At 64.3% G+C, this 16,432-nt stretch carries 13 protein-coding genes and 3 tRNA genes; 14 read left to right on the top strand and 2 right to left on the bottom strand.

Annotated elements, in window-relative coordinates:
- Positions 1-58: 58 nt before the first annotated feature.
- The 13 genes from uvrC (at position 59) to A4F85_RS10695 (ending at position 13,845) form a co-directional block, all read left to right on the top strand.
- Positions 59-2,011 carry an excinuclease ABC subunit UvrC gene (gene uvrC, locus A4F85_RS10750; protein WP_063326573.1) on the top strand — a complete coding sequence of 651 codons (1,953 nt, stop codon included), beginning with the start codon at positions 59-61 and terminating at the stop codon, positions 2,009-2,011.
- A 77-nt stretch (positions 2,012-2,088) separates the two neighbouring features.
- Positions 2,089-2,658, top strand: a complete 570-nt coding sequence (pgsA, locus tag A4F85_RS10745; RefSeq protein WP_026062576.1) for a CDP-diacylglycerol--glycerol-3-phosphate 3-phosphatidyltransferase — start codon at positions 2,089-2,091, stop codon at positions 2,656-2,658.
- A 452-nt stretch (positions 2,659-3,110) separates the two neighbouring features.
- Positions 3,111-3,383 (top strand): HU family DNA-binding protein, encoded by a 273-nt coding sequence (locus A4F85_RS29560; protein ID WP_012204727.1) that lies wholly within the window; start codon positions 3,111-3,113, stop codon positions 3,381-3,383.
- Between the two features lie 14 nt (positions 3,384-3,397).
- Positions 3,398-3,473: transfer RNA gene (locus A4F85_RS10740), tRNA-Val, on the top strand.
- 60 nt (positions 3,474-3,533) lie between these two features.
- On the top strand, positions 3,534-5,429 hold the full coding sequence (locus A4F85_RS10735; RefSeq protein ID WP_063326572.1) for a SurA N-terminal domain-containing protein: 1,896 nt from the start codon (positions 3,534-3,536) through the stop codon (positions 5,427-5,429).
- A 74-nt stretch (positions 5,430-5,503) separates the two neighbouring features.
- A tRNA-His gene (locus A4F85_RS10730) sits at positions 5,504-5,579 on the top strand.
- A 253-nt stretch (positions 5,580-5,832) separates the two neighbouring features.
- Positions 5,833-5,908, top strand: a tRNA-His gene (locus A4F85_RS10725).
- A gap of 447 nt (positions 5,909-6,355) precedes the next feature.
- On the top strand, positions 6,356-6,868 hold the full coding sequence (locus A4F85_RS31245; protein ID WP_063326571.1) for a GspH/FimT family pseudopilin: 513 nt from the start codon (positions 6,356-6,358) through the stop codon (positions 6,866-6,868).
- 23 nt (positions 6,869-6,891) lie between these two features.
- Positions 6,892-7,413, top strand: coding sequence for a type IV pilus modification protein PilV (gene pilV / locus A4F85_RS10715; protein ID WP_231890525.1), 522 nt, complete (start codon positions 6,892-6,894; stop codon positions 7,411-7,413).
- Positions 7,414-7,441: 28 nt separating this feature from the next.
- The gene (locus A4F85_RS10710; RefSeq protein ID WP_013803119.1) at positions 7,442-8,236 is read left to right on the top strand and encodes a prepilin-type N-terminal cleavage/methylation domain-containing protein; all 795 of its coding nucleotides are present in this window, start codon (positions 7,442-7,444) and stop codon (positions 8,234-8,236) included.
- Positions 8,233-8,826: a pilus assembly PilX family protein gene (locus A4F85_RS10705; protein ID WP_034392036.1), complete on the top strand. Its 594-nt coding sequence runs from the start codon at positions 8,233-8,235 to the stop codon at positions 8,824-8,826. The genes A4F85_RS10710 and A4F85_RS10705 overlap by 4 nt, the downstream gene beginning before the upstream one ends.
- A gap of 46 nt (positions 8,827-8,872) precedes the next feature.
- Entirely contained in the window at positions 8,873-13,351 is a 4,479-nt protein-coding gene (locus A4F85_RS10700; protein ID WP_231890523.1) for a pilus assembly protein, read from the top strand.
- An 80-nt stretch (positions 13,352-13,431) separates the two neighbouring features.
- On the top strand, positions 13,432-13,845 hold the full coding sequence (locus A4F85_RS10695) for a type IV pilin protein (RefSeq protein WP_185070527.1): 414 nt from the start codon (positions 13,432-13,434) through the stop codon (positions 13,843-13,845).
- A 105-nt stretch (positions 13,846-13,950) separates the two neighbouring features.
- Here the strand turns inward: A4F85_RS10695 and A4F85_RS10690 are convergent, their stop codons facing one another.
- Both A4F85_RS10690 and ycaC read right to left on the bottom strand, forming a co-directional pair.
- Positions 13,951-14,640: a hydrolase gene (locus A4F85_RS10690; protein WP_013803115.1), complete on the bottom strand. Its 690-nt coding sequence runs from the start codon at positions 14,638-14,640 to the stop codon at positions 13,951-13,953.
- A gap of 10 nt (positions 14,641-14,650) precedes the next feature.
- Positions 14,651-15,277, bottom strand: coding sequence for an isochorismate family cysteine hydrolase YcaC (ycaC, locus tag A4F85_RS10685; RefSeq protein WP_063326568.1), 627 nt, complete (start codon positions 15,275-15,277; stop codon positions 14,651-14,653).
- A gap of 132 nt (positions 15,278-15,409) precedes the next feature.
- On the opposite strand from ycaC, the gene A4F85_RS10680 reads away from it, so the two are divergent.
- Positions 15,410-16,312: a LysR family transcriptional regulator gene (locus A4F85_RS10680; RefSeq protein ID WP_016445413.1), complete on the top strand. Its 903-nt coding sequence runs from the start codon at positions 15,410-15,412 to the stop codon at positions 16,310-16,312.
- Positions 16,313-16,432: the final 120 nt, after the last annotated feature.

Genomic DNA, 16,432 nt, shown 5'->3' with positions numbered 1-16,432 from the left:
GAGCCCGAGGGCCCGCAGGCCCGCTGCGGCGGGCCCGGGCAGCGGCCACAATAGGCGCATGTCCGAACCCCATTCCGATGAACTGCTGGCCCAGGTGGCAGCGCTGCCGGGCCTGCCCGGCGTCTACCGCTATTTCGACGCGGCAGGCACGCTGCTGTACGTGGGCAAGGCCATCAATCTCAAGCGCCGCGTCTCCAGCTACTTCACCAAGAACCATGGCGGCACGCGCATAGGCCACATGGTGGGCAAGATCGCCCGCATGGAGACCACGGTGGTGCGCTCCGAGGCCGAGGCCCTGCTGCTCGAAAACAACCTCATCAAGACGCAGCACCCCAAGTACAACATCCTGTTTAGGGACGACAAGAGCTATCCCTACCTGAAGATCACCGGCGTGGCCGCGCGCGACGGCCAGGCTGGCGAGCCTGCCCACCAGCGCTTCGCGCGCATGGCCTACTACCGTGGTGCCGTGGACAAGCGCCACCGCTACTTCGGTCCCTATCCCAACGCCTGGGCCGTCAAGGAAAGCATCCAGCTGCTGCAGAAGGTCTTCCGGCTGCGCACCTGCGAGGACACGGTCTTTGCCAACCGCTCGCGCCCCTGCCTGCTCTACCAGATCAAGCGCTGCAGCGGCCCTTGCGTGGATCTGATCTCGCCCGAAGCCTATGCGCTGGACGTGCGCAATGCCGAGGCCATGCTGCGCGGCGAAACCCAGGAACTGCTGCGCCAGCTGGAGGCCCGCATGATGGAGCACGCCGGGCGCATGGAATACGAGCAGGCCGCCGAGGTACGCAACCAGATGACGGCGCTGTCGCGCGTGCTGCACCAGCAGGTCATAGAAACCGCCGACGACCGCGACGTGGACATCCTCGCCGTGAAGGTGCAAGGCGGCCGTGCCTGCGTGAACCTGGCCATGGTGCGCGGCGGCCGCCACCTGGGCGACCGGCCGTACTTTCCCGCCAACCTGGGCGATGCCGCCTCGGTCTACGCCGGCGAGGAAGAGGCCAATCTTGCCGAATCCGCGCGCCCGGTTGAGGACATCGTGCTGGAGGCCTTCATCGCCCAGCACTACACCGGCGTGGCCGTGCCGCCTGTGCTCATCGTCAGCCACCCGGTGGACAAGAAACTGCTGGCGCTGCTGAGCGAGCAAGGCGGCGTGCGCATTACCGCCGTGCAGCAGCCGCGCGAGCAGCGGCGCATCTGGCTGGAGATGGCGCAAAAGAACGCCGACATCCAGATGGCCCGCCTGCTGGCCGAAGAAGGCTCGCAGCAGGCGCGCACGCGCGCACTGGTCGAGGCGCTGGACCTGGCCTGCGAGAACCTCGATGAACTCACCATCGAATGCTTCGACATCTCGCACACGGCGGGCGAGGCCACGCAGGCCTCCTGCGTGGTCTTCCATCACCACAAGATGCAAAGCAGCGAATACCGGCGCTTCAACATCGAGGGCATCACGGGCGGTGACGACTATGCCGCCATGCGCCAGGTGCTGACGCGCCGCTACAGCCGCGTGGCCGAAGCGCAAAGAGAGGCGGGTGGTGCCGAGCTCACGGGCAAGCAGCCGCAACTGCCGGACCTGGTGCTGGTCGACGGCGGCAAGGGCCAGGTCAGCATGGCGCGCGAAGTCTTCGAGCAGCTGGGCCTCGATGTCTCGCGCATCGTGGGCGTGGAAAAGGGCGAGGGGCGCAAGGTCGGCCTGGAAGAGCTGGTCTTTGCCGACGGGCGCGAGAAGATCTACCTGGGCTACGACTCGGCCGCGCTGATGCTGGTGGCCCAGATCCGCGACGAGGCCCACCGCTTCGCCATCACCGGCATGCGCGCGGCGCGTGCCAAGGTGCGGGTGGGCGGCGGCAAGCTCGAGGAGATTCCGGGCGTAGGCCCCAAGAAGCGCGCGCGCCTGCTGCAGCGCTTTGGCGGCGTGCGCGGCGTGTCCGAAGCCACCGTCGAGGACCTGTGCAGCGTGGACGGCATCTCGGCCGCGCTGGCTGAAGATATCTACCGTGCATTGCATTGAAATGACCGTCCCGCAGGCTGCACCGCGGGCCTTGAAACAGAACCTCAAACACCAAGGTACGTGACACAATGGCGGCCATGTTTCTCACAATCCCCACCTTGATGACCTGTACGCGGATCGTCGCGATTCCGCTGATCGTCGGGGTGTTCTACGCGCCGTTCGATGTGGCGACCCGCAACCTGGTCGCCACGGTCATGTTCATCGTCTTCGCGGCCACCGACTGGCTCGACGGCTACCTGGCGCGCAAGCTCAACCAGACATCGGCCTTCGGCGCCTTCCTCGACCCGGTGGCCGACAAGTTCCTGGTCTGCGCGTCGCTGCTGGTGCTGGTGCACCTGCAGCGCACCGATGTGTTCGTGGCCCTGATCATCATCGGCCGCGAGATCGCCATCTCGGCCCTGCGCGAGTGGATGGCGCACCTGGGCGCGGGCAAGAGCGTGGCCGTCCACATGCTGGGCAAGCTCAAGACCACGGCGCAGATGGTGGCCATCCCCTTCCTGCTGTACGACGGCCGTGTGTTCGGCATGATCGACACCGGCGTCTGGGGCCAGGTGCTGATCTGGGTGGCGGCGGTGCTCACCGTCTGGTCGATGGTGTACTACCTGCAAAAAGCCCTGCCCGAGATCCGCGCGCGGGTCACGCACTGAGGGCCTTTCCGGCCGTTCCCGGGATCCTGCGCCAGACACGTCAAACTGTCTGGCGTTGCTATTTTTTTGGAAGCATTTGAATCAGGCAGGGCAGTAGCTGCGGCGTCGTGGATGCGAAGCGGTGAGGCGCATTGCAGCACTGGCAAGGCCTGCAGCGGACAAGTCCATTGTCAACCCTTGTCAATTCGTGAAGCCGCTAGCCTGCGCCGGGCGCAAAAAACCGGCCGCAAAGCCAAAGCTGGCGCCAAAACCGCATAGAATCGTCCCCTGTCGCTGCGATGCGCAGCGTGCATTGACACCTGGAAGGTCGATGGCTTTAATTCACCGATGTCTGCCCCGAGGCAGGCGTCGAACGGCAAGCCAGATTCCGTATCCGTCGCGCCGGGTTTCTGGCCGAGCCAAGTTGGTGGCCGCAGAGACATCCCATTCACTTATTTCTCCAGAGGCATCTTGTGAATAAAACCGAACTGATTGAGCACATCGCTAACAACGCCGACATCTCCAAGGCTGCGGCTGCTCGTGCACTGGATTCCACGATTGAGGCTGTGAAGAAAACCCTCAAAAAGGGTGGTACAGTGTCGCTCGTTGGTTTTGGCACATTCGCCGTTGGTAAGCGCGCTGCTCGTACGGGCCGCAACCCCCGCACCGGCGAAACCATCAAGATCAAGGCCGCCAAGGTTCCAAAGTTCCGTCCGGGCAAGGCATTGAAAGATGCCCTGAACTGACACCAGTCAAGGTGGGGTGCTTAGCTCAGTTGGTAGAGCGGCGCCCTTACAAGGCGTAGGTCGGCGGTTCGACCCCGTCAGCACCCACCAAGAACAAAAGGCGAACGAAAGTTCGCCTTTTCTATTTCTGCCATTGAAAGACGACAGACCATGTTCGAATCCATCCGCAAGCATTCCAAGTTCGTGATGATCTTGTTGTTCTTGCTGATCATTCCCTCGTTCATCTTCGTGGGTGTGAACCAGAACTACTTCACAGAGTCCAGCGTCATCGTCGCACGTGTCGATGGTCATGAGATCAAGCAGGCCGACTGGGAGAACGCGCACCGCATGGAGAGTGATCGCCTGCGCGCCGAGAACCCCAACATCGACCCCAAGCTGCTGGACTCGCCGCAGGCGCGCTACGCCACGCTGGAGAAGATGGTGCGTGACCAGGTGCTGGCCGCTGCCGTGCAGAAGATGCACCTGGCCGCATCCGATGCGCAACTGGTGCGCACGCTGCAGGAGATCCCCGCGATTGCCGCGCTCAAGAAGCCTGACGGCTCGATGGATGCCGAGGCCTACCGCGCCCTGGTCGGATCGCAGGGCCTGACGCCCGAAGGCTTCGAGGCCAACCTGCGCCGCGAGCTGTCCATGAACCAGGTGATGGGTGGCGTGACGGGTACGGCCTTTGCGACCGACACCCAGGTCAAGCAGGCCATCGATGCGCTGTACCAGCGCCGCGAAGTGCAGGTGGCACGCTTTGAAGCCAGCGCCTACGCCAGCAAGGTCCAGCCCACCGAGGCAGACCTCAAGGCCTACTACGACGCTCACACCAGCCAGTTCCAGCAATCGGAGCAGGCCAAGGTGGAATACCTGCTGCTGGACGTTCCCAGCATCGAGGCCGGCATCACGCTGAGCGAAGACGATGTGCGTTCCTACTACAACCAGAACGCCGAGCGCCTGGCCGGCCCCGAAGAGCGCCGTGCCAGCCACATCCTGATCAATGCAAGCAAGGATGCGCCTGCCGCCGAGCAGGAAAAAGCCAAGGCCAAGGCCGAGGAACTGCTGGCCGAGCTGCGCAAGGACCCCAAGCGCTTCGCCGAACTGGCCAAGGCCAATTCGCAGGACGGTGGCTCCGCTGCATCGGGTGGCGATCTGGGCTACTTCGGCCGCGGTGCCATGGTCAAGCCCTTCGAGGACGCAGCCTTCGGCATGAAGGTGGGCGACATCAGCGACGTGGTGCACAGCGACTTCGGCTACCACATCATCTCGCTGGTGGACATCAAGAAGCCCAAGGCGCCGAGCTTCGAGCAGATGCGTCCCAAGCTGGAAGCCGAACTCAAGCAGCAGCAGGCCCAGCGCAAGTTCGCCGAACTGGCGGAAGGCTTCTCCAACGCGGTCTACGAGCAGTCGGACAGCCTGCAGCCCGTGGCCGAGAAGTTCAAGCTCACCGTGCAAAAGGCAGACCATGTGACGCGCCAGCCCGGCCCCAACGTCAAGGGTCCCCTGGCCAACCCCCGCTTCCTGGAGGCGCTGTTCTCCAGCGACTCGCTGAACAACAAGCGCAACACCGATGCGGTGGAGCTGGGTTCCAGCCAACTGGTGGCCGGCCGCGTGGTGGAGTACACGCCTGCCCGCACGCTGCCCATGGCCGAGGTAGCCGACAAGCTGCGCACCCTGTACGTGGCGCAAAAGTCCGCCGAACTGGCCAAGGCCGATGGCGAGGCCAAGCTTGCAGCATGGAAGGCCAAGCCTGATGCGGCGCAACTGCCTGCCGCCAAGGTGATCAGCCGTGACCAGCCCGAAGGCCTGTCGCGCGAAGTGGTGGATGCCGCCCTGCGCGCACCGACCGCTCAGCTGCCTGCCTGGACGGGTGTTGACATGGGTGCCCAAGGCTATGCCGTGGTCAAGATCAACCGCATCGTCGAGCGCCCGGCCGATGATGCACAGGCTGCTGCCGCGCAGAAGCAGGACTTCCTGCGAAGCTCTGCGGTCGCAGAAGCTATGGCATACTACGAGCTTCTCAAGAAACAGCTCAAGGTGCAGATCAAGGTCCCGCGCCCCTGATGAGAGAAATTTCTAGCAAAACAGAAATTTCAGAAATCAAGCAGTTTTTTGGAATAGAATAGCGTTCTTCTACGGTGGCTGTAGCTCAGTTGGTAGAGTCCAGGATTGTGATTCCTGTTGTCGTGGGTTCGAGCCCCATCAGCCACCCCAAATAAAAAAATCCCCAGAGCAGAAATGCTCTGGGGATTTTTGCTTTGGGCGGCAGGGGGACTGGTTGTCCCGAAAGCTCCAGGGACGCCGGAAAAGGTTCCTGCCGGCTGCGGCTGCATGGAGGATGGCGGCATCATGCCCGTTGCCCGCGTCCTCGATGCACCTTTGTTCCTGCTGCTCCCGATGCGTCACGCAACGCCTGTTCCAAAGCATTTGCCTGCTAGTTTTTGGCATATAATCGAATGCTTCAACGGTGGCTGTAGCTCAGTTGGTAGAGTCCAGGATTGTGATTCCTGTTGTCGTGGGTTCGAGCCCCATCAGCCACCCCAAACAAGAAAATCCCCAGTGCAGAAATGCACTGGGGATTTTTGCTTTGGGCGAAAACTTTTTCTTCCTCGGGCTGCAAGCAGACGGGATATTCGCATGGCCAATCGCGCTGCGGCTGGATTGCGGCCGCTCATGCTGCCGTGGATTTTCAGGCGCTTGATGCGAGGCCTGCCTGCCTGACTTCGCGGTCTGCCGTATCGCCAATGGCCATGCCCGTTGCGCGGGCCGTTCCGCCGAGCTTGCGTGCGCGGACGGCGGGCCGGGCTTGCTGGATGGGGTGTTGCGCTCTGCGCAGGTTTTATAAGACAAGTCCTATATTTGTCCCATGACCTGTGTCAATAGGTGTTTTGCATTGCTATTGAATTACGATTGCAAACATCAATCAAGAGCAATGGCGCAGGGCTTGCAGGCCTGTCGCATGGTCCCCCGCCAACGAGAAGCACGCTTGCATGAAAAATCCCGGTTACACACGCAACGGCTGTCCAGGTGGCAGGTGGCAATGGCCCCGTGGCTTCACCCTCATCGAGATGATGGTTGTGGTGGCGCTGGTCGCGATTCTGGCCGCTCTGGCCGCTCCTTCCTTCATCGTTCAAATAGCCAACCAGCGCGTCAGCTCGGCTGCGCTCGAGTTGCAGTCGTTGCTGCAGCTGGCTCGCTCCGAAGCGGTCTACAAACGGGTGGAAAGCAGCTTTGTGGGCGCGGGGCAGACATGGTCCGCCAAGTCGGGAGGGCAACTGGTGCGCGAGGCCCGGGTGCCTGATGCCGTGACCGTGTCGCCCTCCGGTGATTCTTCCCAGGGCGTCCTGTTCGAAACCACGGGGACCGCCAGGCAGTTCTCCGGCGCCAGCACGCTGTACACGCTGACCGTCACGGCTCGCCATGCCACGCGCATGCACTGCCTGAGAGTGACTCGCGCCGGGCTTGTGCGCCAGCAGCGGCTGCCTGCCGGCGGCAGTTGCTGATGCGCGTGCAACGGGTCTGCAACATGTCCATTCCTTTTTCTTCTCGCAGGCAACGCGGCGCAGGCCTTATCGAGGTACTCGTCGCCGTGCTGCTGGTGGCCGTGGGGCTGCTGGGCGCCGTGCGTATCCATGTGCGTGCCATTGAATACACCGTGGATACCGAGCGGCGCCAGATGGCATCCATGCTGGCTTCCGAACTGCTGGAGACTCTGCGGGGGGATACAGCCACGGTCCTGGACGCGAAGGGCGCGCCCGTGGAGGAACTGGCCGGCTATCAGAAGCTGGAGGGTGCGGCGATGCCCGCGGCCCCTGCGGCCTGCCAGCCTCTGCCGCAGCCGCGTGAGCAGCGCCTGGCCTGCTGGGGCGATCGGGCCCGCAAGCTGGTGCCCGATCTCACCGCGGACCGCATCGACAGCTCCTTCGCCGTGAGCGCCGATGCCGATGGCCTGGTGTCCGTGACGGTGGCCTGGCCGGTCAAGAAAGGCCAATGTCTGGATGGAAGCGACAATGAATTTTGCACATTCACGCTGCGGTCGCGGCTTTGAGCGCGGGCCGGGCGCACGGGCGTGCCGCATGCGCATGCCGTCACAGGCAGGCATGTCCCTGGTGGAGATTATGGTGGCGCTGGCCATCGGCCTGTTCCTCGTGCTGATTGCCACCACCATCTACATGCAGGGGCTGTCGAGCTTCGGTTTTCGCGTGGGGCAGAGCGAGAACCTCGGCAACAGCCGGCTGGCACTGGCCGTGCTGGACTCCGAGTTCTCCAAGGCAGGCTACAGGAGAGACCCTTCGCAGGCGATGTTCGACGCATTTCCTGCCGATTCCTCGCCCCATCCCAACGGCTGCCAGTTCGCCCAGGGACAGGCGCTCTACGCGGCTGACGCGCAGAGCATCTGCCTTCGCTTCCAGCCCCGGGACGCTGCGGAAACCGATTGTGCCGGCACGCCCGCGAACCTGGGAGCCGCCGGCCCCTATGACGCTCCGGCGCCGGCGACCGGCATGTTCGCGGAGAAATACACCGTCGAAAGTGGTGTGCTGGTCTGCCGGGCAGCGCAGGAGGTTGTGCCGCTTGCCGATGGCGTGCGGGCGGTGCATTTCGAGTTCGGCATCGATCGGCAGACAGCGCCCGGCGCGATACGCAGGGTCGATGCCTTCGCGGCCACGTTGCCCGGGCAGCAGGAAGCCATCCGTTCCCTGCGCCTTGCCCTCTTGCTGGAAAGCTCCGGCAAGGTGACGCAGGGCATGGCCTCCACCGTCTGCGAGCGTTGGGCGCAACTGGGCGGCGCCGCGGCCCGATGCGATGCGAATGCCGGCGCCCTGCTGCAACTGGCCACCGGCACGCTCACCCTGAGGAATCTGATGCCATGACCGCGCTGATCGGAGCCCGGAGCCGCCGCTGCATGTCCTGTGTCCTGCACGGGCGCCAGCGCGGCAATGCCTTGCTGGTGTCCATGATCATGCTGCTGCTGGTGTTGTTGCTGGCGGTGGTCGGCATGCGCGTGGCCACGCTGGAGGCGCGCATCGCCGCCAACATGGTGGATAGCCAGCGGCTGTATGAAACCGCGGATGGCACGCTGCGAGAAGGCGAGCGCAAGCTGCTGGAGCATGCCGTCGCGCTCAAGCCTTGCAATGGCGCCGGCACTCCGGTGGCCGAGGGCAGCGGCATTCCCTGCTCGGTGTCCGACGTGCGTACGGACTCCATCGGGCTCGGTACGGATTTTCGGACGACCAAGGCCAAGGCGGCCGGGTTTCAGAAGCCCGATGGGTACTGGTATCCCCGATACATCACGACCGCCTGTCCCAAGTCGGGTAGTGCGACGTCCGCGCTGGATGCACCCGCCACCGGCTGCACGGACTTCTATGAGGTCAATGCCCAGGCCACGGAAAAGTCGCAGGCCCAGGCCTGCGGAGCGGATGCGCTGTGCCTGCGGTCCAGCGTCAACATGTTCATAAAGTAAGCAGGGGGAGGGAGCTTCAATGGCTCGCATTGCAAGTTGGAAAACCATGCATGGCCCGAGGGCGCGCCAGGGCCGGGCACTCGCGTGGCCGGCCCTGGCGCTGTGGACGTGCGCACTGGCACTGGCCAGTACGCCGGCGCATGCCCAGGGGCGCGCGGACACCGTGCTGTCCCAGATGCCGCTGTTCGTGAACCAGGCGTTGGCGCCCTTGAACATGCTGGTGATGGGGCGTGACCACAAGCTGTACTACGAGGCCTACAACGATGCCTCCGACCTCAACGGCGACGGTGTGATCGATGTCGGGTACAAGCCGGACCAGATCGACTACTACGGCTACTTCAACAACAACGTCTGCTACAGCTATTCCAAGGGTGTTTTCGTGCCCTCGCAGGCAGCGACCGGAAGCAACAGGAAAAAGTGCTCGAACAACTGGAGTGGCGACTTCCTGAACTATCTGGCCACATCGCGCATGGACGCCATACGCCGCGTGCTCTATGGCGGCATGCGTGCGGAGGACACTGCTTCGCGCACCGTTTTGCAGACCGCCTACATTCCCAGGGATGCGCACAGCTGGGGCAAGGCCTATGACCCTGCGCGGGATCTCGGGGTCTACAGCATTTCGGACTATGCGCCGCTGCGCCAGCCGGCGTCCGGCACGCGCCATCTGTTTGCCGTCACCACGCTGGGGGAGGCCGCTGGCGTCATCACCCAGTTGCGCGTGCTCAATGACTCCTCGTTCCAGATCTGGGATTGGGTGTCCCAGGAGGGCTTTGCAGGGCAGAGCAACTGTGCAGGCGGCAATTCGTGCGCGCGAGGCACCAGCAGGATCACCGACTACAACCTGCTTGTGGAGGCCTGCTCCAGCAGCAATGTCCAGTTGCTCGAGGCCAGCTGCAAGGCCTATCCCAACGGCGGCAAGACCATCTACAAGCCCACGGGGCTGCTGCACGACTTCGGAGAGAACGGGAAGATGTACTTCGGCCTGCTCACAGGCTCGTACGAGAAAAACATCGCCGGCGGCGTGCTGCGCCGCAATATCAGCAATTTCGCAGAGGAAGTCGACCCTCAGACGGGCCAGTTCAGGACGGGTGTCAATGGCGTGGTCGCCAACATAGACCGCCAGCGCCTGATCGGCTACACCGGCGGCAAATACGTGGAATGCGGCTGGATCACGTCCGGCCCCATCAGTTCGCTGGACAAGCCATCGAAGTGCGCCATGTGGGGCAATCCCATCAGCGAAATGATGTTCGAGACCATGCGCTATTTCGGCGGCGCGTCCCAGGCCCTCGGCATCTATGACTACGCCGGCGGCTCCTCCAAGGACGCGTCCCTGGGCCTGTCCAAGCCCGCCTGGGAAACGCCCTACAGGGCCAAGGCCGAAGGCGGGGGCGGCTACCAGTACTGCTCCCGTCCCGTCATGACGGTGCTCAGCGACATCAATCCCTCCTACGACGGCAAGCTGCCCGGCAGCCGCTACGCGAGCGTCGGTGCCAGCGCCCTCAATGGCTTCAATGTCTCTGACGAGGTGGCGGCCATCGGCTCGGCCGAGCGCATAGACGGGAAGAACTTCTTCATCGGCCAGTCAACGTCGGCCAATGCCGACCAGGCTCCTTCGGTCAAGACCATTGCTGACCTGTCCTGGGCGCGCGGCCTGTCTCCCGAGGAGCCCAGCAAGGAAGGCACCTACTATGCCGCCGGCGTGGCCCGTTTTGGCGCCAGGAATGCCATCTTCGGCAACAGCCAGGGCAAGAATGCGCTGAGGACCTACTCCGTGGCCATTGCGTCACCGCTGCCGGAAATACGCTTTCCGATCGGCGGCAAACGCTTTGTGACCATTGCGCCGTTTGCCAAGACCGTCTCCGGCAGTGCCGGCGGCAGCACCGTGAACAATGCGGTCTTCACGCCGACCAACCAGATCGTTGACTACTACGTGGTCAACATTGCCAACACGGGCAAGGCGGACATCGATGCCTCGGTCAATGGCGGGCGGCCCTATGCGGAGTTCCGCATCAACTACGAGGACGTGGAGCAGGGCGCCGACCATGACATGGACGCCATCGCGCGCTACACGATCGCGCTGCAGGCCGATGGCAAGGTGAAGATCGACATGGTGTCCGAATACGCCGCTGGCGGCCTGGGACAGCACATGGGCTATGTGATCTCGGGCACCACCAAGGACGGCATGTACCTGGAGGTGCGTGACAAGGACACGGCCTCGGCCTACTACGCCTACAACACGCCACCCAATCGCGATCCGGGCTACTGCCGGGGCAGCATCTCGGCCCAGCAGCGCACGGAATGCACGAACCTGGGGCTCACGGCCACCCGCAGCTTCACTCCGGGCAATGCGACCGACGCGGGCAGCTTCCTGAAGGGGCCGCTGTGGTATGCCGCCAAGTACGGTGTGCCGGACCGCGATCCCTCCAAGATCACGGGAGATCCAGACAACTATTTTCTGGTGACCAATGCCGGCACGCTCAAGGACCAATTGACCAAGGCGTTCAACGACATCCTGCAGAGCATCAGTTCCGTGACGGCGGTCAGCGTGGACATGCCCACGGCGACACTGGGCGAAGGCGCCGACCTGTATCGCACCACGTTCGAGGTCCAGTACTGGAGCGGCGATGTCATCCGCGAGAAGCTCACCACCAGCGACAGAACGCTGGTCTGGAGCGCGGCGGAACTCCTGTCGGCGCGGTCCGCCGATGACCGCAAGATCTACTATCCCAGCAGGACCGGCAGTGCCGTGTCGCTGAGCCCTTTCACGTACTCCAGTCTCAGCGGGCAGCGCTCCGATGCGTCCTGGCTGGCCGTACTCAACACGGACCCGGCCACGAACTCCGCCGATGGCCAGGCAAAAAAGCGCATCGAGTTCCTGCGTGGCGAGGTGCGCGATGACTTGCGCGTGCGCAAGCCCCTGGACAGCGGAAAGCCCAATGTGCTGGGCGATATCGTCAATTCCTCGCTGGTGCGGGTCAAGGGCGGCCTGTACCGCGCCTCTGCCGCGGACAAGCTGGAGGGCAGCACCACCTATGCCGCCTTTGCCGCGAAACAGGCTGCCAAGGAGATGCTGTATGTGGGCGCCAACGACGGCATGCTGCACGCCTTCGACGCGGCATCGGGCAAGGAGGAGTTCGCCTTCATTCCATCGGGCGTGAAGGATTCGCTCAATGTCCTGGCGTCCCGGTATGGCGCGGGCGGCGCTCCCCACCGCTACTTCGTGGACGGGACGCCCGTGGTCTCCGATGTCTACTTCGGCAACGCCTGGCACAGGGTGCTGGTCGGCAGCCTGGGCGCGGGCGGGCGGCAGGTCTTCGCGCTGGACGTCACGGACCCCACCTCCCCCCGGTTGCTGTGGGAGTTCGGGGTTGAACAGGACGAACGCATGGGTTACTCGATGCCCGCGCCTGTCGTTGCGCGGCTCAACGACGCCGGCCGGTCCAAGGGCAGGTGGGTGGTATTCCTGTCCAATGGCTACCAGGCGTCGAACAGCGCCTCCGGCGAGTCCAGCCTGTTTGTGCTGGATGTCTCCAGTGGCGAGGTCATCCGGCGCTTTGATTTTGCGGCAGGCATGACGGCCGCAGAGCTGAACGCGCTGCCTGCGCCGAAGAACGGCCTGTCGCGCGCCGCCGTGGTGGACAACAACGGCGATGGCAAGGTGGACCTGGCCTATGCCGGTGATCTTGCGGGCAATGTATGGCGCGTGGACCTGGCCAGTGGTGCCAGCGGCTCATGGAATGCGCAACTGTTCTTTGTGGCACGCGAGTCCGAACGCAGCGGCGGCAAGCGGCTGTCCATCACCACCGCACCCTACGTGGTGCGGCACTCCAGCGGCAAGGGCGATGTGGTGGCCTTCGGCACGGGCCGCTTCATGACGGATGACGACAAGCTGGACATGCGCCGGCAATCGGTGTTCGGTATCTGGGATCGCTACGGCACACCCGCCACGACTGCGCCGCAGCCGCTGCCTACCGCCGGCAAGGGGCGTGGGGATCTGCAGGCCCAGCAGTTCACCCAGGTGAGCGGCTTTCCGGGCAAGTTCGCCCTGTCGGCCAACCCGGTCACCTGGTACAAGGACGCCACCAGCACCGCCGACTCCAATGTGCACAGCTGGGGCTGGTACGTCGATCTGCCGCGCGACGGAGAAAGACTGGTCTACGACATGAGCCTGTACGGGCGGGGGCTGGTGTTCACCTCCATCCGGCCGCCGCTGGGCGACCCCTGCTCCGCAGGCCTGGCCAGCACGATCTACGCCATCGATCCCGACACCGGGGGCAAGACCGACTATGTCGCCTTCGATGTGAACGGCGACGGCATCTTCAACGCCTCCGACAACCTGGCAGGCCAGCAGGTCAACGGCCGCGAGGTGGGGCCGGGCAGGCCCACCATCAGCGGCGCGAAGATCTTCGACTCCAGCGGAAAGCCAAGCGGGGCGGGAGACCCAGTCAAGACCGGGGGCGACGATATCAACAGCGGAGTGGACCGGGGGCGACAGAGCTGGCGCCGCCAGCCAGCGAACCCGTGACCGCCATCCCATCCACTACACACAGGGGCCTGCCGGCCCCGGCCGTCTGGCTGGCCCTGCGGGCCCCCAAGGAGAAATGCGTGCGCAGCAAGCTACATGGATTCACGCTGATCGAGCTGATGATCACGGTGGCGGTGGTCGCCATTCTTTCGGCGATCGCCTACCCCTCCTACCAGGAATACGTGCTGCGATCGCGGCGCGTGGAGGCGCAAAGCCTGCTGGGCGAGGCCGCCGCCCGGCAGGAGCGCTGGCGGGCGCAGAACGGTGGCTACACAAGCTCCGTCGCCAACCTCAGACTGCCCTGGGGGGACAAGTCCGAGAACGGCCACTACACCCTGACGATGGCCACGGCCGCCAATGACGGCGGCTACACGCTCAAGGCCACGCGCACCGGCCGCCAGGCATCGGACAGGCGCTGCGGCGACTACACCCTGAACGCCCTGGGCGTGAAGGGCATCTCGCCCCTGGGAACGGTGGGAGACTGCTGGCGCTGAGCGCCTCCGGGGCCGGGGTCTCAGTCCTGCGCCTCATCCACAAATTCCACCATGGCCGCCGACACCTTGGGCAAGCGGCCTCGTACCCGTGCCGTGCTACCGCAGTCAGGTGCGTTGCGAATCCAGCTGCTCACCGTTCCTGGCCACTTCCTGCGCCTTGGAGTAACTTTCAATCAGCAACTGGTAAGGCGGGAAGACTGCGCTGTAGGCCTGCGCCCACTGCAACGCGTCCTCACGGTTCCAGGTCTTTTGCACCTCCGAGCACACCGCCGCCGTGTCCATCGGCACGACACCAGCCTGCACGATGCGCGCCAGCGTGATCTCCTGCGCCATTTTCGAGTAGGTCCCCGAGGCGTCGATCACCGCGAAGACCTGGTAGCCCTCGTGCACCGCGGCGATGCTGGGAAAGGCCATGCAGACGCTGGTGATCGTCCCCGCGATGATGAGCTGCCTGCGCCCAGTGGCCTTGACGGCAGCGACGAACTCCGGGTTGTCCCAGGCGTTGATCTCGCCCTTGCGCGCAACGTACCGGGCATGCGGGGCGTACTGGTGGATCTCGGGGATCAAGGGGCCGTTCGGACCCTGCGGCACCGATGCGGTGGTGATGACCGGGATCTTCGCCAGTGTCGCTACCTTGGCGAGTGTGGTGGCATTGGCACGCACCTCGGTGAAGGGCATGTCCTTGATGGTCTGGAACAGGCCGCTTTGATGGTCGATCAGCAGCATCGCTACATTGTCGGGATCGATGACCGGGCGGGCGCCGTTGAAGTTGGCGATGGTTTGGGGTGTGCTCACGGTCTTCTCCTCAATTGCCCTGGGTGAGCATGGTGTGGCTAGTGATCAGGTTGCGATAGTCGGGGATGTGGTTGTAAAACAGAGTGCCCAGCCCCTGCACGTCGTTGCGCCAGTCGCGGTGCAGTTCGCAGGCAGCGCCGAACCAGCTCATCAGTTGCACGCCGGCCTGCGACATGCGATTCCATGCCGCATCGCGGGTGATGGAGTTGAAGGTGCCGGAGGCGTCAGTGATCACGAAGACGTCGAAGCCTTCCTCGATGGCCGACAGTGCGGGGAAGGCCACGCACACCTCGGTCACCACGCCGGCGATGATGAGTTGCTTCTTGCCCGTGGCCTTCACGGCCTTGACGAAGTCCTCGTTGTCCCAGGCGTTGATGTTGCCGGGCCGGGCGATGTAGGGCGCCTGGGGAAACTGGCTCTTGAGCTCCGGCACCAGCGGTCCGTTGGGGCCGTTCTCGAAGCTGGTCGTCAGGATGGTGGGCAGCTTGAAATAGCTGGCGATGTCGGCCAGCGCCAGCACGTTGTTCTTGAACTTGTCCGGGTCGATGTCGCGTACAAGGGATAGCAGGCCGGTCTGGTGGTCTACCAGCAGCACGGCGGCGTTGTCCTTGTCCAGGCGGACGTAGGGCTTGGTCATGGTGAGTCTCCTTGGGTCGCCGAGACAAAGGTCTTGGCTGACGGATAGAGAATAGGATTTGAACGATGAACGCGGTAGTCGTTAATAATTGCCATCAGAGTCCTATCTGAGGAACGATGAAGACGGTGTGCAATGAAAGACCTGAACGACCTCTACTACTACGTGCAGGTGGTGGACCACGGCGGCTTTGCGCCCGCGGGCCGCGCGCTGGGGATGCCCAAATCCAAGCTGAGCCGGCGCATCGCGCAGCTTGAGGAGCGTCTCGGCACGCGCCTGATCCAGCGCTCCACGCGGCGATTTGCCGTCACCGAGACCGGCCAGACCTACTACGGCCACTGCAAGGCGATGCTGGTGGAGGCCGACGCCGCCGACGAGGCCATCGCGCTGACCCACGCCGAGCCGCGCGGCATCGTGCGCATGACCTGCCCGGTGGCGCTGCTCGATGCGCGCATCGCCGACATGCTGGCGGCCTTCATGGCCGCGTATCCGCGCGTGGAGATCCACCTCGAGGAAACCAACCGCCGCGTGGACGTGGTGGGCGAAGGAATCGACGTTGCTATCCGCGTGCGCCCGCCGCCGCTGGAGGACAGCGACCTGGTGATGCGCATGCTCGCCGAGCGCGGGCAATGCCTGGTGGCCTGCCCGCAGCTGTTGACAGGCGGCATCCCCCAGGTGCCCGCCGACCTGGCAGGCCTGCCGAGCATGGACCTGGGCCTGCCGCAGCATGAGCATGTGTGGCACCTGATCGGCCCGGACGGCACGCAGGCGGCCATCCGCCACCGGCCGCGCCTGGTCACGCGCGGCATGCTGGCGCTGCGCGCGGCGGCCTTGGCGGGGGTGGGCGTGGTGCAACTGCCCTCGATGATGGTGCGCGAGCAGATCGCGCGCGGTGAACTGGTCCACGTCATCCCGGGCTGGGCGCCACGGCGCGAGATCATCCATGCGGTGTTCGCCTCGCGGCGCGGGCTGCTGCCGGCCGTGCGGGCGCTGCTGGATTTCCTGGCAGAGCGGTTTGAGGCGCTGGACGAAGACTGAGCTGCCGGGAAGCCGACTGGCTACCACCCGGAGCTCCATCTTCATCGCTGACAGATGAACGATCCGGCCGGGTACCTTGATGCCTTCCACCTCCGGAAGCTGCTTTTCCAGAGCGACCAG

The organism is Delftia sp. GW456-R20 (genome assembly GCF_001622915.1).
In the GTDB taxonomy this organism is placed as follows: domain Bacteria; phylum Pseudomonadota; class Gammaproteobacteria; order Burkholderiales; family Burkholderiaceae_C; genus Comamonas; species Comamonas acidovorans.
This window is presented reverse-complemented; position numbering and strand designations above follow the sequence as displayed.

What these genes read in the sequence shown, in the direction of transcription:
- pgsA (WP_026062576.1), top strand. Translation starts at nt 2,089, where the DNA reads ATGTTTCTCACAATCCCCACCTTGATGACCTGTACGCGGATCGTCGCG.
- uvrC (WP_063326573.1), top strand. Translation starts at nt 59, where the DNA reads ATGTCCGAACCCCATTCCGATGAACTGCTGGCCCAGGTGGCAGCGCTG.
- A4F85_RS31245 (WP_063326571.1), top strand. Translation starts at nt 6,356, where the DNA reads ATGAAAAATCCCGGTTACACACGCAACGGCTGTCCAGGTGGCAGGTGG.
- A4F85_RS10705 (WP_034392036.1), top strand. Translation starts at nt 8,233, where the DNA reads ATGACCGCGCTGATCGGAGCCCGGAGCCGCCGCTGCATGTCCTGTGTC.
- A4F85_RS10680 (WP_016445413.1), top strand. Translation starts at nt 15,410, where the DNA reads ATGAAAGACCTGAACGACCTCTACTACTACGTGCAGGTGGTGGACCAC.
- A4F85_RS10700 (WP_231890523.1), top strand. Translation starts at nt 8,873, where the DNA reads ATGCATGGCCCGAGGGCGCGCCAGGGCCGGGCACTCGCGTGGCCGGCC.
- pilV (WP_231890525.1), top strand. Translation starts at nt 6,892, where the DNA reads ATGTCCATTCCTTTTTCTTCTCGCAGGCAACGCGGCGCAGGCCTTATC.
- A4F85_RS10710 (WP_013803119.1), top strand. Translation starts at nt 7,442, where the DNA reads ATGCGCATGCCGTCACAGGCAGGCATGTCCCTGGTGGAGATTATGGTG.
- ycaC (WP_063326568.1), bottom strand. Translation starts at nt 15,277, where the DNA reads ATGACCAAGCCCTACGTCCGCCTGGACAAGGACAACGCCGCCGTGCTG.
- A4F85_RS10735 (WP_063326572.1), top strand. Translation starts at nt 3,534, where the DNA reads ATGTTCGAATCCATCCGCAAGCATTCCAAGTTCGTGATGATCTTGTTG.